Source organism: Paracoccus sp. KR1-242, from assembly GCF_049446195.1.
GTDB classification, from domain to species: domain Bacteria; phylum Pseudomonadota; class Alphaproteobacteria; order Rhodobacterales; family Rhodobacteraceae; genus Paracoccus; species Paracoccus broussonetiae.
The window spans coordinates 15,087-30,033 of the sequence record NZ_JBMSED010000019.1 but is presented as its reverse complement, the minus strand read 5'-3'; the positions used below and the strand labels follow the sequence as shown (position 1 = coordinate 30,033).

Here is a 14,947-nt window from a genome sequence, read left to right as displayed (position 1 = left end):
GGCTCTTGATGTCATTTGGAAATTAAAAGCGCCCGCGAGGGTTTCCCCTCCGGGCGCAAGTGTGGTGACGGCAGAATGTCAAGGAAGCCAGGAGGAAGTCAAGAAGATTTCCACGGGGCTATGTCAGGAAGCCCATCCACGACCCGGATCGATGCGAACCTGACCCAGGACAGATCATAAAGAAGGTAGGTCAGCGCCCCGTGCCAAGCGAGGTATTCACGCCTGCGCTGGCCGAGCACCGTCGCCGAACCGCTGAAGCTCACCGGGCAGATCTTCGGATGATAGGTCTTTCTGAATCCCTTCCGGTCGCGATACTCCTGTTGTGGCAATTTTCGTGTCGCCCACAACCACTCCCCCGCGTCGGTCATCTCCCATCCGCAAGGCACGATGCGACGCCGCTCATCCACCCGCCAGTCCGGCGCGCTGCGCGACCTCGCCCATTCGGCGATCTTCGACGCCATTTGCCGGCCGCCATATTCGACGGGAAGCCGCGAGACCAATGCCGCAACAATCTGGGCGTCATCATGTGGCTCGCTGGAGCCGCCGCCATCGATCCGACAGCCAAGCTCATGCTGACGTTGCAAGATCCAGATCGCATCGACCCCACCCCGATCGAACTCATGCGCGCCAGTTTCATCGAAATCGATCCGGGCATGTTCGACGGCAAAAGCCCATTCCAAGGCCTGTTGGATGGTCATCTCGCGCAGCCTTGCGGGTACGGGCCAGATCGCGGTCATTGAACTTGTCCCTCTGCCTGCGCCGACTGGATCGCGTCGATCTCGGCCATGTCCTTGTGCCAGGCATCCAGCCAGGCGCGATCATCTGCGCCCGCGGTGCCGGCCTCAATGTTCTCGGCAACGATCCTGCGGCGGCGGCGATTGCGCTCGGCCTCGTCCTTCAGTCCCGAGATGAAATACTTGGTCGGCGGAGGACCGAGTTTCTTGGCGATGTCGTAAAGCTCAGAGGCCCAGCCCTCTGCCCGCGCCTGACGACCCAGCGCCGATCGGATCAGGCTCCGGGCATAATCGCAATCGCGCGGCGGCGGCAGCTGCAGCGTCGTGGCCCAATGCTTGATCAGGGCCTCGGTCGGCCAGACCCCCTTTACCGCTTGTCGCGCGATCAGGTCATGCATGCCCCTCAGATTCTCATCCGACAGATAGGACAGCCACGACCGCAGCCGCGACACCGCCTTGTCATGACTTTCCGCGCTCACCCCGCGCGGCCTTGCAAGACCCGCCAGAGGTTCCAGCAGCAAGGCATCAACCCGAGCTTCCGCTTCCGCCTTTGTCCCTGTCATCGCCATATCCCCGTTTCTCAGCTTGCCGACTTATCCACAGGCGCGATCCTGCCGCCCGTAAGGAATTTCATGTCCTTGTCGTTGTCGGTGTGATGTTCTGTCCTGTAGGGCAATTACAGTTCAGGGCCTGAAATCATGCTGAAACCGACTGAAATTAACTGTAATCATTACAGTCAGTAACAGTCACATTTCAGCGTATTACAGTTACTTACAGTTCATCACGCCGACCGCCGCCTCAGATACCTTCCCCGTTCATCGCAACGACTTTCGGCGTCCCGAGAACCGTTTCCATCGCCACTCTCACATTCTCCGAGGTGACATAGAGATCGCTGTCCCTGATCCAGCTCGCGATCTGCTCGACCGCATAATCGTTGCCCGCGATGCGGCCGTGCTTGGCTTCTCGGAGCTTGGAGCGAACGCGGGATTTCATCGTGGCCCAGGCCGCGACTTCGCGCCCACGTTCCCGCCCGCGTTTGCGCCTAAACTGCTCCTCCGCGATTTCCGCGATCAGGGGATGCGCCAGGCGCGGACCCTCGCCCGGCGGCGCGTCGTCGATATGCACCGCGCGCCAGCCGTAAAGCGCACCATCCCGGGCCTCGCGCCAGCCGTCGACGTCGGCCCCGAAGCGGGCCAGCTGGGCCAGCTCGATATCATCATCCGGCAAGGTGCCAGCCGGGTTCTGCTTCAGGCTTGCGGACCAGAGCAGCAGCGCGGTGCCAATATCCTGGCGTCTGCCCTGGTAGATGGCCGAGGCTACGAAGCGCGAGGACAGCAGCCGCTCGACATAAAGCGGCATCCAGTCGAAGCTCTGCAGCCGGTCCCCGTAACGTAATGGATAGGCCCAGAAATCGCCAAGGACGGCATCTCGGGCGGGCGCGGTATCGTAAACGCTCAAAGCAAGCCTCCGGTCGCGGCAGGAATGACATCTGCCGGGTAATCGCTCTTGCGCTCCAGCCGCTTGCGGCAGGGCGGAATCCAGTGAAAGCGGGTGTGATCACCCTGCGCTCCGCGGCGCCAGACGAGCCAGCTATAGGCGGTGGCCGTGCTGCCCTTTTCGGACAACCTGCCCCGATGCATAACCACGCGCTCGGTGAACTGCAGGATGTCGCTGGGTGGGAAGGCGCTAAATAGGTCGCGGTAACGTCCGGCACCTTCGAGGAAAGCCGATCGGACAATGGCGGCGACACCGTCCCGCGATGTTGCCAGGGCGCGTTGGATGAACTGTTCCGCAAGGCGGAAGGGCGGGTTCATGAACGTCCAATGCACCGCCGAAGGCAGCGGCCCGAACAGGTAATCGCGCACTGGGAAACCGGCGCCATAGTCGTGGATATCGGCCGCATCGACTCCACCGAAGAACTCTCGCAGCGGCGCGACCATGTGGCCGCGATTGGCGCATGGCTCTCGCACGATCATAGAGCTGAGGGGCGTCAGGACCGTCTGCGCTGCCAGCCATTCGCAGAGCGCCCGCGTCGCCCAAGGCGGTGTCGGGAAATCGTCAAGACTGTCATGCGGTTCGGAGCGCTGTTGCATGACGGCGGCGCTACGGTTCTGGCTCATGCCGAGACTTTCCCGGCGCGCGCATCCGCTTCCATCAGCTTTGCCAGCAGGTATTCGGAATATTTCGGGGTGACGCCCTTGCGCAGCGAGCGATAAAGATGCGTCCGCCCCACGCCCAGATATCGGATAGCCGCCTCGATCGAAACGAACTGGCGACCATGGATCACGCAGGGCCGGACATTATTCAGCACGATCCGCTTGGGCGCGGCGTGGCCCAACCCGGCGCGGTCGCCGGTGCCGAAGGTGCGCAGCTGGTGACTGATCGTGGCAGGCGCGATCCCAAGATCCGCCGCTGCCATCGAGATGGAAGGATAGAGCTTACCGCGGACGGTGACAGGAACGCAGACCGTCGCGTCGGGACGGTGCTGGACTTTGCCAGCCCGGTGCCGCTTGCGCCATTCCCGTTGCCGCGCGACCTCTGCCGCCCGGCAACCATCGCAGCGGCATCTGTACCGCTGGTAGCCGTTGGCGGTTCCATGCGGGATGTCGGCGCTCATGCCCCGCCCCCGATGACCTGGCCGAAGCCCAAGACCGCCGATGCAACCAACCGATGTAGCGAAGTCTTGCTCACCGACGCGTCGGCCCGGACGCGCGTTAGAAAAATGATTGCGGGAGAAAAATGATGTGGGCAGCGTTCCAGAAGAGACCCCTGAAAGGCCGCAAACATGCCACCCGAACTTGAGACCCAGCTACTTACTCGTCTGCAATCCCACGAACTCCTGCTTGCGGCAGTCATGCGGACGATGCTGAAAGGGTGGCCGGAAGAAGACGTCAGTGATGCCATTTCGCAAATCCTTGACGAATTCTTGAAACTGGAACTTCCCCCAAGCGCCCACACCGATGCGGGCACCATTCCAGCCATCTTTGCGCGCCATGCCCTTGCCGAGGGCATGCTTCGCCAGACACTGTGGCACCTGAAGCCCACCAATTGGGACGAGGAAGCACCTGACGGCGCCCAATCACAGGACTGGGTATATGCTGGAGTGAGGCATTAAGGGCGTCATGCCCAATCCTCGTGAACGAACGCGCGGCTGGCTTCTCGATCACTGCTTCCGCGCCCCCTTGATCTTGTTGAAAAACTTTTCCGACTGCGATTTGAACCAATCGGCCTCGGCGGCTGACTGCTCTGCCAGCCGCAGCGCCCGCCGATGACGGGCCGCGTAAAAGCGTTGCGCGATGCGCCACCAGACCCGCATTACTGGACCTCCGGATCGATGACCTGGAACACAGCCTCGGCACCGACGAGGGCGATCACCTTCAGCACATAGCGGAAATGCGGGGCGTTCTCGCGCCGCAGCCAGTTGCGCACCGTGCGCGGCGTCACCGGGCGGCTGTCCGAGGTCAGCACATCGGCTGCCAGTTCCGCCAATTCGTTTTCGGACCGCGCCTCGGGAAAGGCCCGCCAGAGCAGACCGGCGAACCACATCCGCTCCGCCTCCTCGCCACCGCATTTTCGGAAAGACATTTCAGATGGCCCTGTGCTGTTGTTCCCTCGTGCAGAAGGACGATCACCAGAACGGAGAGAGGACGCGGGATGATGAAGGGTCATGCCGCGTCCTCCGGTCTCTTCTGGGCAGGATTCTGAGCGACGAAGCGGCGAAACCGGTCGAGGTCATCAACTCCTCTCGACAGCCGGGCGCTAAGCCGCTCAGCGAACTTCGCATTGTTAAAAGCGCGTTGGCAGATCGTGGACACCTTCAGTCCAGACGCCTCTGCATAAGCCTCGATCTCGGAAATGATGATGTTCGGGTCCATGCCTCAGCATATTTGGCATTTGCCAAGGCAAGTCAATTGGCAAATGCAAAATTGAGATTGACACCTGCCAAGATATACCCTGCGGCCATGGCAATGCACCCGATATCCCAACGTATTAAAGCCTTGATGGATGAGCGAGGCATGACGAAGGCGGATCTACATCACGCCACCGGGATTCCATATCATCGGCTGAACCCGTGGTTCATTCGCGACAACGCGAAACCAAATGCGGAAGACACCGAACTCGTCGCGACCGCGCTCACCACTCAAGCCACCTATCTGATTACCGGCGAGGTCGCCCCAATCCATGACGAACGGAGCTGGATAGTTTCTGTGTATGACAGTCTCCCTCCGGAAAAGCAGGCTCAGCTGGAAGGGTTCGCACGCTTTCTCGCGCAAGAGACGATGGATAGCCAAGGCACCGAGCAAAAGAGGAAAGGGTCTCAGGCGAAAGCTGATCCAGATCTCTAATGAATTCATTTCTCTGGCCCATCACCCCTCCGACTCAAAAGAACGTTAATAGAACACTAGGCAAGCTTTTGCCGACCCATCAACCCGAAGAAGAACATCGCGCCTACAACCAAAGCAGCAACTACGCCGTGTGATGTCGACAATAGAAGCCTCCATCATGCTGAAAATGCTCCATAAAATTACTCGGAAAGCCTGACATGCTGAGGACGATCTTATTCATCACCGGGTTCGGCATGACGCTTGGTGCATTTGCCAGCTTCCATCGCATCGATGATCCGTTTTCCGGAGACGGCCCGGCGAAGGCCTTCACCTCTCTGTTCTGGTTCATTCTTGGGACGGCCATTGCCGTATGGGCCGCGCGCCATGTGCTGGCCACCATCGCGCGGATTGGGGCGTCCTGGTTCGAAGTCGAAGATGGCAACGATTTCGTGACGCTTTGGCTGAGATGCAAGAAGGCCGAACTACGCGCCCGCACGAGCGAAGCCCTGGAAAAAGCCAAGAAGCCGGAGTGATGAGCGACGATGGCGAGGATCCAGAACAGATCGAAATCGCCGCGCGTGTGGTGCTCGGCTTGCTGCGGCTTCAAACGGTGCAGAAGGGGGTGATCCCCCTCACGGAGCTTTCCCATTACCTCAGAATGGCCGCCGCCGAACGGGAAAAGCACGGCGACTTCGGCGCGGCCAGAATGCTGATCGACTGGGCAGATTTCCTGGGGGATTGGCCCTAGGTATAAGCGCCTACCTCTCAATACACATCTTCATCTCTAAAACACGACGCTCATGGGGCGCTCATGTGTCACGGCGCGGCGCACGCAGGCGTGCTGTGCCGCCCACCCGTCGGCAGGTTAGCAAGGGCGAATCGTTTTGCCAAAGTTAAATTTGGCAATTGCCAATAATCGGCTTGACCGTTGGCAATTGCCAAATTACGTTCAACCCATCGGCACCCCGCCGAATGGGAGTTCGCACGGATGGATGACCACTATCCCCACATCAGGACGTTCCAGTCCCAGGTGAAGCGGCCCGAGGACAGGATGAGCGGCGTGGCATCGGTGATTTGTGTCATCGCCGGCACGTTCCTCGCCATTGGCCTGTTCATCGGCTGGCTGGTCTTTGCCCCGCAGGCCATGGCCGCGCCCGCTTGCGGTTCCGTTGAAGCCTGCATGGTGCAGGCGGAAGGCGGAGGCCTGTGATGGCGGGCACGCGTTTCCAGGAAACCAAGGGCGGCGTGATCGTAGACAAATTCACCGGTTCGACCGTGGCAACTGTCGCGATTGCCGAGCTGGATACCGCCACTGCTCTGCGGGTCACGAACCTTGTCATCGACGCCCTGCACCGCGAGTTCGGTCCCGCGCACCTGGTGAACGTGGTGCCAGACCGGGGCTGACTGATTTCCGCAGGACACAAGTCCTGCCACCGAGATGGGTGCCGTAAGCCTGCGCCCCGACTGGCTGGCCGCTGCCGCTTCTCCCTCCACCACCGACAGCGGCCAGCCTTTTTCCATTCCAACGCCTGCGGTTGCGGGCGGGAACTTATCCAAAATGGAGAGATCATGAACCGCCTATTGAAGTGGCTCCGCCACGACCATTTGCCGCCGCATCTGCAAGCGGTGGTGCAGCCAATCGACCAGCTCGCACAGCAATTGGATGCTGATTTGGCTGGCGGCCCGGAAAAGACCGCCGGCATGCGCAAGCTGATCGAGGCCAAGGACTGCTTCGTTCGCGCGCGGATCGAGCAGGATGAGGAGGTCTGAGGCATGGCCCGACACGAACTCAACTTCCTCGAATTCATCCAGAGCTTCCGGCGCGGCGAGCTTCTGGAAACCGGCGACCAGAAGATGACCGAACTGATCGAGGCAATCCGGGAGACCGGCGGCAGCGGCAGCCTGACGTTCAAGGCCAGCTTCAAGATGAACAAGGCCGGCCAGATCGAGGTCGAGCCGGACATTCAGATCAAGAAGCCGACCCGCAGTATGGGCTCAGGCATCTATTTCGCCACCGATGACGGTCGCCTGACCCGGAGCGATCCCAACCAGATGGAATTCGGGGACCAGCTCGCGCCGCGTCGTTCGTCCGAATTCTGATCCGCCCTTCACCCCAAAGGAGATACCATGGCACAATCCCCCACGCCCCAGGCTGGCGAGCTTGTCATCGCCCCGGAACCGCGCAGCGCGCTCGACACCGCCATCGAGGCGGCGCGCATTGCCGAAGCGGTCATCAAGGGCAACGACGGCCGCGAGCATGTCCTGCTGCCAGAGCGCATGCAGTTGTACGACATCAGCGATCCGAACCGCCTACCCTCGCGCGTCAAGCAGCTGGTGACCGTCGACGACCGGGCCTCGCTCTGCGCCTATGCAAACCGCTACAGCACGGACCGCTCGATCATCATCGCCGATTTCGACGCGCTCACCGTCTCGGCCAGGATCGACTGGCACGCGCACAATCAGGACGATTCCGTTCCCGAGGCCGGGCACAACGCCCATGCCGTGACCTTGAAGCTGCGGCCTTCCGAGGAGTTCGCGCGCTGGGACGCAGTGGAGGGAAAGCTCCTTCCGCAGGAAGAGTTCGCGCGCTTCCTGGAAGAGAACAGTGTCGACATCGGCTTTCCCGAAGCGGCGACGATGATCGAGATCAGCCGCGACTTCGAGGCGACCGTGGGTCAGGTCTACAAATCGTCCGTCCGCTTGGACAACGGCGACCGGAAGCTGGTCTTCGAGACCGACACCAAGGTGCAGAATGGGGTGATCATCCCCGAGAAGTTCACGCTGGCGATCCCGATCTACAACGGCGAAGACGCCGAGGAACTGACTTGCCTGTTCCGCTGGCGCGCCCAAGGCGGCGGCGCCGTAGGCTTAGGCTTCCAGTGGCACCGCGTCGAATATCAGCGCCGCGCCCATTTCGCCCAGATCGCGACCTCGGCAAGCGAAGAGACCCGCCTGCCGGTCTACATGGGCCGCTTCGCCTGACCCTTCCGGTGTCCGGCGCCGCGCGCGCCGGCATCCAGAGAGGTCACCACGCGAAAGCCAGAGCCATGAACCCCGTTAGCACCCCACCCGCTGCCGATCTCGCCCAGCTGCGCGCTGAGCACGCCGCATGGTCGCAGGCCCAATTCGGCGACGTCTCCGCAGTCGGTCCCGCCAAGCACCTTTCGAAAGAAGCGCTGGAGGTTGTCGCGGCCCCGTGCGACCCCATCGAGCATGCCGATTGCTGGATGCTGCTGTGGGACATGCAGCGTCGGGCCGGTATCAGCGACGAGCAGCTGACCCAAGCCATCCGCGAGAAACTGGCGGTCAACAAAGCCCGGGCGTGGCCAGCACCGAAGGAAGGGGAAGCCCGCGAGCATCAGCGCGGTGAACTGCCCGCCGGCGAAGTGACGGTCGCAGACGCGGCGGGAATACTGCTGACCGACAGGTCAGCGGTGTTGATGCTTGCGCAAGCCTACGACCGCGAAGACAGCGCTCAGCGCGGCGAGCCGGACCCACACGGCCACGAGTTCCAAGACGAGGAACACTTCAAGGAATGGCAGAGCGAGCGTATCGCCTGCTCAGAAGCCGCCCTCATTGCGCTGGGAGGGCAGGGTCGATGACCTGGCGCGAAGAGGCCGCCCGCATCATCCATATCGCCACGCGCGATCTGCCGCCTGACCTGCCGTTGGCCAAGCGCAAGCGCATCGTTGACGCTGCCCGCCCTCCTGATTGGGACGGAACCAGTTGGCCCCGGAAAGCATGGCAGGCCGCGCGGCGCAATTACCTGGTGAAATTCGGCTACGTCCCGAAGACGAAGAAGGCGCTGGCGACCATCGCCGCAGGAATGCCGCTGTTTGATCAGAGCCAGCAGAACCACAGCACGGAGGGACAGGCATGACTGACCGCCCCCTCCGCATCCTGATCGCCTGCGAGACCTCGGGCGTGATGCGTCGGGCCTTTGCCGCCCGTGGCCATGATGTCTGGTCCTGCGACTTGCTGGCGGCCGAGGACGGCAGCAACCGGCATATCCGCGGCGACGTGCGCGGCCTGCTGCAGGACGGATGGGATCTGCTTGCGGTCATGCACCCGCCTTGCACCCGGCTTTGCCGGTCCGGCCGACGCTGGATGTCCGGACCGGGCAAGTGGACACCGCCGAAGCAGCTGCCCAAGGGCCGCAGCTGGGACAGCATGAAGGCTGAGTTCGAGGACGGGGTTGCGCTGTTCACTGCCTGCTGGCGCGCGCCGATCGAGCGCGTGGCAATCGAGAATCCGGAAATGAACGACCTGGCGCGGGATCGCATGCCGGCCGACCTGCCTGCGCCTCAGATGGTCCAGCCCTTCTGGTTCGGCGAACCGGCCTATAAGAACACTGGCTTCTATCTGCGCGGCCTGCCCCAACTGCTGCCGACGGACATGCTGGAGGAGCCAGAGTGGGGCAGCGACGAATGGAAGGCATGGAACGCCGTCCACCGGGCCAGCCCTGGCCCTGACCGCTGGAAGATACGCAGCCGCACTTTCGACGAGATCGCGGACGCTGGCGCCGACCAATGGGGCGGACACGCCATGGAAGAGATCAGGAGGGCAGCGTGACGCCGAATACCAGCAGCGATCCGACGTTTGAATCGGTGAGCCTTTACGCCAGCGAACGCTGGGTCGCGTTAAGTTTGGGGCGCTCGATTGAATGGCTGCGGAAGCATAGGGCCGAGTTGGATGTAGCCGGCTTCCCGCCTGCCGATCCGATCACGGGAATGAGAATCAAAGCCGACGTCGTTGCTTGGGTTGAGCAAAGGCGGCGCGTGCCGGATGCTGCGTCTGGGTCGATCGATCGGTCAACCCGTAACCGCACTCAATCTGGAGCGAGAATCCATGCATTTTAGTCCCGCCTTATGGGACGGCAGTGACCCGCTGTATGCCCCATGCACACGTCAGGCAAAGGGCTTGGTCTACTGGCAACCCCCTAGGAAATACCGCACGGCTGGCTACAAGGTCGGCAACATGCGGCTGCCAGGCCGTATCGGCGATGGTAATGACGCCGAGCGTGCCCAGCTCGCGCGCACCTATACGATCGAGATGATCCGCTGGTCACAGGCAGGCGATGTGTCGCCGATCTCACCCGGCACTTGGGGCTGGCTCATGGCCCGATACCGCTCGGATGATGTCTCGCCTTTCCGGGATCTAAAGGCCAACACACGGGACGACTATCTCTTCACCCTCAAGAGGTGGGAAGAAACGATCAGCGATGTCGAGATCATAGAGACCAATCTGGTCGAACTGAAAACTTGGCAACGGTCGATGCAGAAGAACGGCCGTTCCGTCGCCTACATCAAGCGCATGTTCACCATACTTCGGATCGTGGCCGGGTATGGGGTGGCGCTGAAGGCGCCCGGGGCGAAGGACGTCAAAGACATCCTTGGCGAACTCAGGCTGAAGAGCCCCAAGGCTCGAAAGATATCGCCCACAACGGACCAGATTGCTGCCATCATCCTCAAGGCGGACGAGGCAGGCGACAATGCCTTCGCCCTCGGATTGCTTATGCAATGGTGGCTCACCCTGCGCGCGGTGGACGTTCGGGGACAGTTCCTTCGGATGACCGCCGACGAAGCCGCAAAGGCGAAGGAAGAAGGCGGAATTGTCCGAGGATGGTTCAGATGGGCCGATGGCCTGACCTGGTCCATGGTGGATCGAGAAGTGAAAACCCTTACGAAGACGCCGTCAAAGACGGAGGATTCGGCACCGGACACGCTAGTTTTTGATCTTTGTCAGGTACCCGAAATCCGATCCCGGCTTCTCGCCACGCCCGTGGAAAAGCGCGTTGGTCCGATCATCGTTGATCGAAACGGGATCCCGTTCGATCGGTTTGCATGGAGCGACAAGTTCCGTGCATATCGTACGGCAGCGGAGGTCCCGTCCGATGTTTGGATGATGGATACTCGCGCAGGTGCGATCAACGACGCAAAGCGCGCAGGTGCGACACCGATCCTGCTGCAGCACGCGGCAAATCACGCCTCTCTTGAGACCACGAACCGCTACATCCGAGAGCAGAACGACAGCATCGCCCAGGTCATCGACCTGCGCAGAAAAGGCTGACGCAACAACTGTGATGCAACCTGACGCAACCGGTTGCCGAACACTCGTCTAACTCATTGAAAAGATGGTACCGCCTTCCCGGTTCGAACGGGAGACCCCCAGATCCACAATCTGGTGCTCTAACCAACTGAGCTAAGGCGGCACTGGCGCGGTATCTAACGCCAGATCATGGGGGATGCAACCCTATCTTGTCGGATTTCGACACCCAATGTAATCAATGTTCGAAATGGGAATGACAAACCGGAAGGGCCGGACATGAGCATCAACAGCGAAAGCGAAATTGCGGCGAATCTGCAGATCGGACCGACCGACCGCGGCATGGTGCGCATCTATGTCGAGGGTGAGGGCGTCGACCTGCCCCTGGACTTCGATCCCGAAGAAGCCGAGGAAATTGCCGAGGAACTTCTCGCCGCGGCCGAGGCCGCGCGTGAGATGCGGACGGATTCGGGCAAGGGTGGAAAGTCCCCTAAGAAACCGCGCCGCTGACCCCCATCGGATCGGTCACGGCCATCAGGCGCCCGGTTGAAACGCGGGCAATCTCTCGCAGCAGGCGGGTGCGCCTAGCGCCCGCCAACCGGGTTTCGGGGCCCATGCGGATCAGTTCTGCACCCCAACTGTCCGCCATGATCAGACCGCAACCCTCTGGCAGCAGGTCCTGCGGGAAATCCGCGTCGATTGCCCAGAAGAACCGGTCGCAGAATTCCAGATAACCTTGCCACTTGCGGTCGGCGATGAAATCGGCCCGGCAGCTTTTGCACTCGACGACCCAGATTTCCCCCTTGGGCGAGATCGAGATGACATCGACGCGCAAGCCCCCCACTGGCACGAATTCCGGCAGTGCGGCATGGCCAAGCGCGCTCAGCATCCGCGTGACACCGCGGGCAAGACGCTGGCCGGGCATGGCTGGCAGCAGCGTCGGATCATCTGCAGGTGATATCTCGGTCATGCGCGTGACCATGAACCAAAAGAGAACATCTGGCAAGCTTCGGCGGTATCTCTGCCTGCCCTTGCAGCGGCACACGGGCAGGACTATCTATCGTGACTGGCGGGCTTCTGCTCTTCTCGTGTGCGGCCTTTTTTTCCACTGGCCTATAATTTCACCGAGGGGGCTGGCTCTGGCGGGGCCCTGGTCCCGTTACCCGGCTCCCACCTGGACATCCAGGCTTTCGGGGAAACCTGTGCTGCCACGGTCGCTGCGGTTCCCGCCACCCTTCCCTTTTCGTCCGATCTGAACGGAAAAGGGACGGCCCTTGCGGGCCGCCCCCTGTTTCGACGAGAGAGAGGTTGGGATTTCCTAGAAGCCGTAGACCAGCGACACACCCAGAGTGTTGTCCGTGCGGATCGCCCGGTCCGAAACGTACTCTGTCTTGTACGAGATGCGCGTCGCGAACGAGTCCGTCATCTTGAAGTTCAGCCCAAGTTCGTTGGTCGCGGTATCGTTGCTGTCGGATGTCAGATAATCGGTGTCGTTGGTCAGGAAGAAGTTCTCGTTGACCCGATAGTAGAAGCGAGAGGACAGCAGGTAGCCGACGCCGGTTTCCGAGTCCGTCTCAAGCACTTCGGCGACCGGGTCGATCACGTTCACTGTCTTGGTATAGCGGATACCGACCGCGGCCTGGACGCGCCATGCCATCGTGTCAGTCATGATGATGCGATAGCCGGGTCCGATACCGAAATAGGCGTCACGTTCCAGACGGCCATCCAGATCAGCAAAGGTATCGCCATCGTCAAGGCTGATCGGATCGTCGGCCAGCGCGTCGGTCGAAAGCCGACCCAGCGCAAAGCCATAGAAACGATCATTGATATCGTAAAGACCCTCATAAATCACATAGGTCTTTTCGGTATCGGTATCGCCGTTATTATCTTCGCCATATTCCAGCAGAATACCGATCGATTGCGAGAAAGGCGCCTGGTTATAGGAAAGGCGACCGGACAGGGTGAAATCCTGGTTTTCACTATTTCCGGTGCGACCGATATAGCTGAGCGCGACCGAGCCAAAAAGGCCCTGTACGCGATCAGGATTGCCGAAACGAGACGGATCCGAGGAACGGTCGAAATCGTCCTGAACTGCGTCTTCGACATCCTTCATTTGCTCGTTGACGTTGGAGATCCCGGTCGCATTCGCGCCGGCCGCGATTTCCTGCTGGGCAAGGGCGGGCGACGCAAGTGCGGCGGCCATTGCGGTTGCACCGGCGAGGCAGGCAAGAGCTTTCATGTTCTCAGTCCTTTTCTGAACCGTTTCCGTGTCCGCGATGCCGGTCAGGGCAATCGCAAGCATCTCTGCTGAACGAGAATTAGACGCCCTATTCCCACCCATAAAGACATGGCCGAAATTCACGTCGCCTCGCATAAACGTGAAGTCTCTGCGCCAATTTTGCGTCGGCGGGAAATGGATCATTCAAATTCGTGATGAAACCAAATCGGCATTGGGAAATGCAGGTTCGTTTTTCGTTCTATTTCAGTTCTCAAAAGGAATATGGCCTCGCGGAAGAACGTGATCCGCCTTCGGCAACCTGCGCGCGATTTTTTGATTGCCTAAAATGAAGGCAAACAAGAACGCCCAATCACATAGCGGGCGTTGTTGCAAGATATCCACAGGTTTGGCCGGAAAAACCGTCAGGAAAGTACCTGTCGTGATGACGCAGACTGCCATCTGGCCGTGTGGGACGTGGCATTGATGCCCACGCGCCACAGAGGTGTGTCAGATTCTCCGCTATGGCAAAGCCGCTGGGATCGGCGCCGTCCCCGGCGCCTGATCCAGTCTCAGAAGGCTTCGGGGCGGGCCTCGCGCGCCATGTGGTCCAGAACCGCATTCACGAATTTCGCCTCGCGCCCGTCGGGGAAGAAGGCTTGCGCGATGCGGACATATTCGGTGATGACCACTTTAGGCGGGGTGCCCGACTGCACCAGTTCGGCGCCCGAGGCGCGGAACAATGCGCGCAGGACCGGATCGATGCGATCGATGGGCCATTTCGCGACCAACGCACGATCGGTCATCTGGTCGATCCGCGACTGCCAATTGACGGCGTCGTCCAGGATGCGGCGGAACAAGTTCTCATCCGCTTCGGCCGAGACGACATCGTCATCTTCGTCCATCCGGCCGATGCGCCACTGGCCGAATTCCGCGATCACGCGGTCGACGGATTGGCCCGAGGCCTCCATCTGGAACAGCGCCTGAACCGCATAGACACGCGCGGCCGAGGTCTTAGCCTGACGCGCGGCGCGCTCTTCCGGGCTGCGCCGGTTTCCACCTTGTCCGCTCATGCGCCCCGAGGTCCTTCCAGTTCGCCCGCAAGGCGGATGATGTCACGCTGCTTGTCCGCCGCAGCCGTGTCGGCGGGGCTGCGCGCTTCCCAATTGCGCTTCAGCGCGATCAGGTGCAGCGCGGCGGCGGCAGCGCCACCACCCTTGTTCTGCCCTTCGGGATCTGCGCGGACGGCGGCTTGGTCGTAATTCTCGACAGTCAGGATGCCGTTCCCGATGCAATGACCGTCAAGCCCAAGCAGCGTGATGCCGCGCGAGCTGTCATTGCAGACGGTGTCGTAATGCGTGGTCTCGCCCCGGATGACGCAACCCAAGGCGACATAACCGTCGTAAAGCCCACGCGAGGCGGCCAGGCCGATAGCAGTCGGAACTTCCAGCGCGCCGGGCACCTCGACCAGGTCGACGGTGGCGCCGGCCTGGGCCGCGATGGCCTTTGCTCCTGCGATCAGACCGTCGGCGATCTGGCGGTAATAGGGCGCGACCACGATCAGCAGCCGGACGCTGCCCTCGATCCTGGGCAGCGGCAGCTGGTAATGTTCGATGCTGGCGGCCATG

General features: G+C 61.2%; 25 protein-coding genes and 1 tRNA gene. 14 read left to right on the top strand and 12 right to left on the bottom strand.

The window, feature by feature from the left end:
* Window positions 1-98 precede the first annotated feature (98 nt).
* From ACO2Q4_RS22585 to ACO2Q4_RS22565, 5 genes are all read right to left on the bottom strand, one after another.
* Window positions 99-737: a hypothetical protein gene (locus tag ACO2Q4_RS22585; protein ID WP_423322024.1), complete on the bottom strand. Its 639-nt coding sequence runs from the start codon at window positions 735-737 to the stop codon at window positions 99-101.
* Window positions 734-1,297: a hypothetical protein gene (locus ACO2Q4_RS22580; RefSeq protein ID WP_423322023.1), complete on the bottom strand. Its 564-nt coding sequence runs from the start codon at window positions 1,295-1,297 to the stop codon at window positions 734-736. Before ACO2Q4_RS22580 ends, ACO2Q4_RS22585 begins: the two co-directional genes overlap by 4 nt.
* Window positions 1,298-1,532: 235 nt before the next feature.
* Window positions 1,533-2,192, bottom strand: a complete 660-nt coding sequence (locus ACO2Q4_RS22575) for a DUF1376 domain-containing protein (RefSeq protein ID WP_423322022.1) — start codon at window positions 2,190-2,192, stop codon at window positions 1,533-1,535.
* On the bottom strand, window positions 2,189-2,854 hold the full coding sequence (locus ACO2Q4_RS22570; RefSeq protein ID WP_423322021.1) for a hypothetical protein: 666 nt from the start codon (window positions 2,852-2,854) through the stop codon (window positions 2,189-2,191). Before ACO2Q4_RS22570 ends, ACO2Q4_RS22575 begins: the two co-directional genes overlap by 4 nt.
* Window positions 2,851-3,351, bottom strand: coding sequence for a hypothetical protein (locus ACO2Q4_RS22565; protein ID WP_423322020.1), 501 nt, complete (start codon window positions 3,349-3,351; stop codon window positions 2,851-2,853). Before ACO2Q4_RS22565 ends, ACO2Q4_RS22570 begins: the two co-directional genes overlap by 4 nt.
* A gap of 168 nt (window positions 3,352-3,519) precedes the next feature.
* Here ACO2Q4_RS22565 and ACO2Q4_RS22560 point away from each other — a divergent pair, with 168 nt between their 5' ends.
* Complete coding sequence (locus ACO2Q4_RS22560; protein ID WP_423322019.1) at window positions 3,520-3,849, top strand: hypothetical protein; 330 nt, start codon at window positions 3,520-3,522, stop codon at window positions 3,847-3,849.
* A gap of 48 nt (window positions 3,850-3,897) precedes the next feature.
* On the opposite strand, the gene ACO2Q4_RS22555 is transcribed toward ACO2Q4_RS22560, so the two are convergent.
* Together ACO2Q4_RS22555 and ACO2Q4_RS22550 are read right to left on the bottom strand one after the other, a co-directional pair.
* On the bottom strand, window positions 3,898-4,050 hold the full coding sequence (locus tag ACO2Q4_RS22555) for a hypothetical protein (RefSeq protein ID WP_423322018.1): 153 nt from the start codon (window positions 4,048-4,050) through the stop codon (window positions 3,898-3,900).
* Window positions 4,050-4,280, bottom strand: coding sequence for a hypothetical protein (locus ACO2Q4_RS22550; RefSeq protein WP_311758977.1), 231 nt, complete (start codon window positions 4,278-4,280; stop codon window positions 4,050-4,052). The genes ACO2Q4_RS22555 and ACO2Q4_RS22550 overlap by 1 nt, the downstream gene beginning before the upstream one ends.
* A gap of 44 nt (window positions 4,281-4,324) precedes the next feature.
* On the opposite strand from ACO2Q4_RS22550, the gene ACO2Q4_RS22545 reads away from it, so the two are divergent.
* The 12 genes from ACO2Q4_RS22545 (at window position 4,325) to ACO2Q4_RS22490 (ending at window position 11,128) form a co-directional block, all read left to right on the top strand.
* On the top strand, window positions 4,325-5,080 hold the full coding sequence (locus tag ACO2Q4_RS22545; RefSeq protein WP_423322017.1) for a hypothetical protein: 756 nt from the start codon (window positions 4,325-4,327) through the stop codon (window positions 5,078-5,080).
* 197 nt (window positions 5,081-5,277) lie between these two features.
* Entirely contained in the window at window positions 5,278-5,592 is a 315-nt protein-coding gene (locus tag ACO2Q4_RS22540; protein ID WP_423322016.1) for a hypothetical protein, read from the top strand.
* Complete coding sequence (locus tag ACO2Q4_RS22535; RefSeq protein WP_423322015.1) at window positions 5,592-5,807, top strand: hypothetical protein; 216 nt, start codon at window positions 5,592-5,594, stop codon at window positions 5,805-5,807. The genes ACO2Q4_RS22540 and ACO2Q4_RS22535 overlap by 1 nt, the downstream gene beginning before the upstream one ends.
* Window positions 5,808-5,987: 180 nt before the next feature.
* On the top strand, window positions 5,988-6,269 hold the full coding sequence (locus ACO2Q4_RS22530) for a hypothetical protein (protein WP_423322014.1): 282 nt from the start codon (window positions 5,988-5,990) through the stop codon (window positions 6,267-6,269).
* Complete coding sequence (locus ACO2Q4_RS22525; RefSeq protein WP_423322013.1) at window positions 6,269-6,463, top strand: hypothetical protein; 195 nt, start codon at window positions 6,269-6,271, stop codon at window positions 6,461-6,463. Before ACO2Q4_RS22530 ends, ACO2Q4_RS22525 begins: the two co-directional genes overlap by 1 nt.
* A 165-nt stretch (window positions 6,464-6,628) precedes the next feature.
* Entirely contained in the window at window positions 6,629-6,829 is a 201-nt protein-coding gene (locus tag ACO2Q4_RS22520) for a hypothetical protein (RefSeq protein ID WP_423322012.1), read from the top strand.
* 3 nt (window positions 6,830-6,832) lie between these two features.
* Window positions 6,833-7,159, top strand: a complete 327-nt coding sequence (locus tag ACO2Q4_RS22515; RefSeq protein WP_423322011.1) for a hypothetical protein — start codon at window positions 6,833-6,835, stop codon at window positions 7,157-7,159.
* Between the two features lie 27 nt (window positions 7,160-7,186).
* Entirely contained in the window at window positions 7,187-8,041 is an 855-nt protein-coding gene (locus ACO2Q4_RS22510; RefSeq protein ID WP_423322010.1) for a DUF2303 family protein, read from the top strand.
* Between the two features lie 65 nt (window positions 8,042-8,106).
* A complete protein-coding gene (locus tag ACO2Q4_RS22505; RefSeq protein WP_423322009.1) occupies window positions 8,107-8,661 on the top strand; it encodes a dATP/dGTP pyrophosphohydrolase domain-containing protein in 555 nt (184 codons plus the stop codon).
* Window positions 8,658-8,939: a hypothetical protein gene (locus ACO2Q4_RS22500; protein ID WP_423322008.1), complete on the top strand. Its 282-nt coding sequence runs from the start codon at window positions 8,658-8,660 to the stop codon at window positions 8,937-8,939. Before ACO2Q4_RS22505 ends, ACO2Q4_RS22500 begins: the two co-directional genes overlap by 4 nt.
* Window positions 8,936-9,631 carry a hypothetical protein gene (locus ACO2Q4_RS22495; protein WP_423322007.1) on the top strand — a complete coding sequence of 232 codons (696 nt, stop codon included), beginning with the start codon at window positions 8,936-8,938 and terminating at the stop codon, window positions 9,629-9,631. Before ACO2Q4_RS22500 ends, ACO2Q4_RS22495 begins: the two co-directional genes overlap by 4 nt.
* Window positions 9,632-9,844: 213 nt before the next feature.
* Window positions 9,845-11,128, top strand: coding sequence for a recombinase (locus ACO2Q4_RS22490; protein WP_423322006.1), 1,284 nt, complete (start codon window positions 9,845-9,847; stop codon window positions 11,126-11,128).
* 65 nt (window positions 11,129-11,193) lie between these two features.
* Here the strand turns inward: ACO2Q4_RS22490 and ACO2Q4_RS22485 are convergent.
* A tRNA-His gene (locus tag ACO2Q4_RS22485) sits at window positions 11,194-11,270 on the bottom strand.
* A 113-nt stretch (window positions 11,271-11,383) separates the two neighbouring features.
* Here ACO2Q4_RS22485 and ACO2Q4_RS22480 point away from each other — a divergent pair.
* Window positions 11,384-11,614 (top strand): DUF6324 family protein, encoded by a 231-nt coding sequence (locus ACO2Q4_RS22480; RefSeq protein WP_311760471.1) that lies wholly within the window; start codon window positions 11,384-11,386, stop codon window positions 11,612-11,614.
* Here ACO2Q4_RS22480 and ACO2Q4_RS22475 read toward each other — a convergent pair.
* The 4 genes from ACO2Q4_RS22475 to ACO2Q4_RS22460 all read right to left on the bottom strand — a co-directional run bounded on the left by ACO2Q4_RS22475 (window position 11,595) and on the right by ACO2Q4_RS22460 (window position 14,946).
* Window positions 11,595-12,074 carry an MmcB family DNA repair protein gene (locus tag ACO2Q4_RS22475; protein ID WP_311760472.1) on the bottom strand — a complete coding sequence of 160 codons (480 nt, stop codon included), beginning with the start codon at window positions 12,072-12,074 and terminating at the stop codon, window positions 11,595-11,597. The genes ACO2Q4_RS22480 and ACO2Q4_RS22475 overlap by 20 nt on opposite strands.
* Window positions 12,075-12,422: 348 nt before the next feature.
* A complete protein-coding gene (locus ACO2Q4_RS22470) occupies window positions 12,423-13,343 on the bottom strand; it encodes a DUF481 domain-containing protein (protein ID WP_311760473.1) in 921 nt (306 codons plus the stop codon).
* A 548-nt stretch (window positions 13,344-13,891) separates the two neighbouring features.
* On the bottom strand, window positions 13,892-14,392 hold the full coding sequence (gene nusB, locus ACO2Q4_RS22465) for a transcription antitermination factor NusB (protein WP_311760475.1): 501 nt from the start codon (window positions 14,390-14,392) through the stop codon (window positions 13,892-13,894).
* Window positions 14,389-14,946 carry a 6,7-dimethyl-8-ribityllumazine synthase gene (locus ACO2Q4_RS22460; RefSeq protein WP_395133491.1) on the bottom strand — a complete coding sequence of 186 codons (558 nt, stop codon included), beginning with the start codon at window positions 14,944-14,946 and terminating at the stop codon, window positions 14,389-14,391. Before ACO2Q4_RS22460 ends, nusB begins: the two co-directional genes overlap by 4 nt.
* Between the last annotated feature and the right edge of the window lies 1 nt (window position 14,947).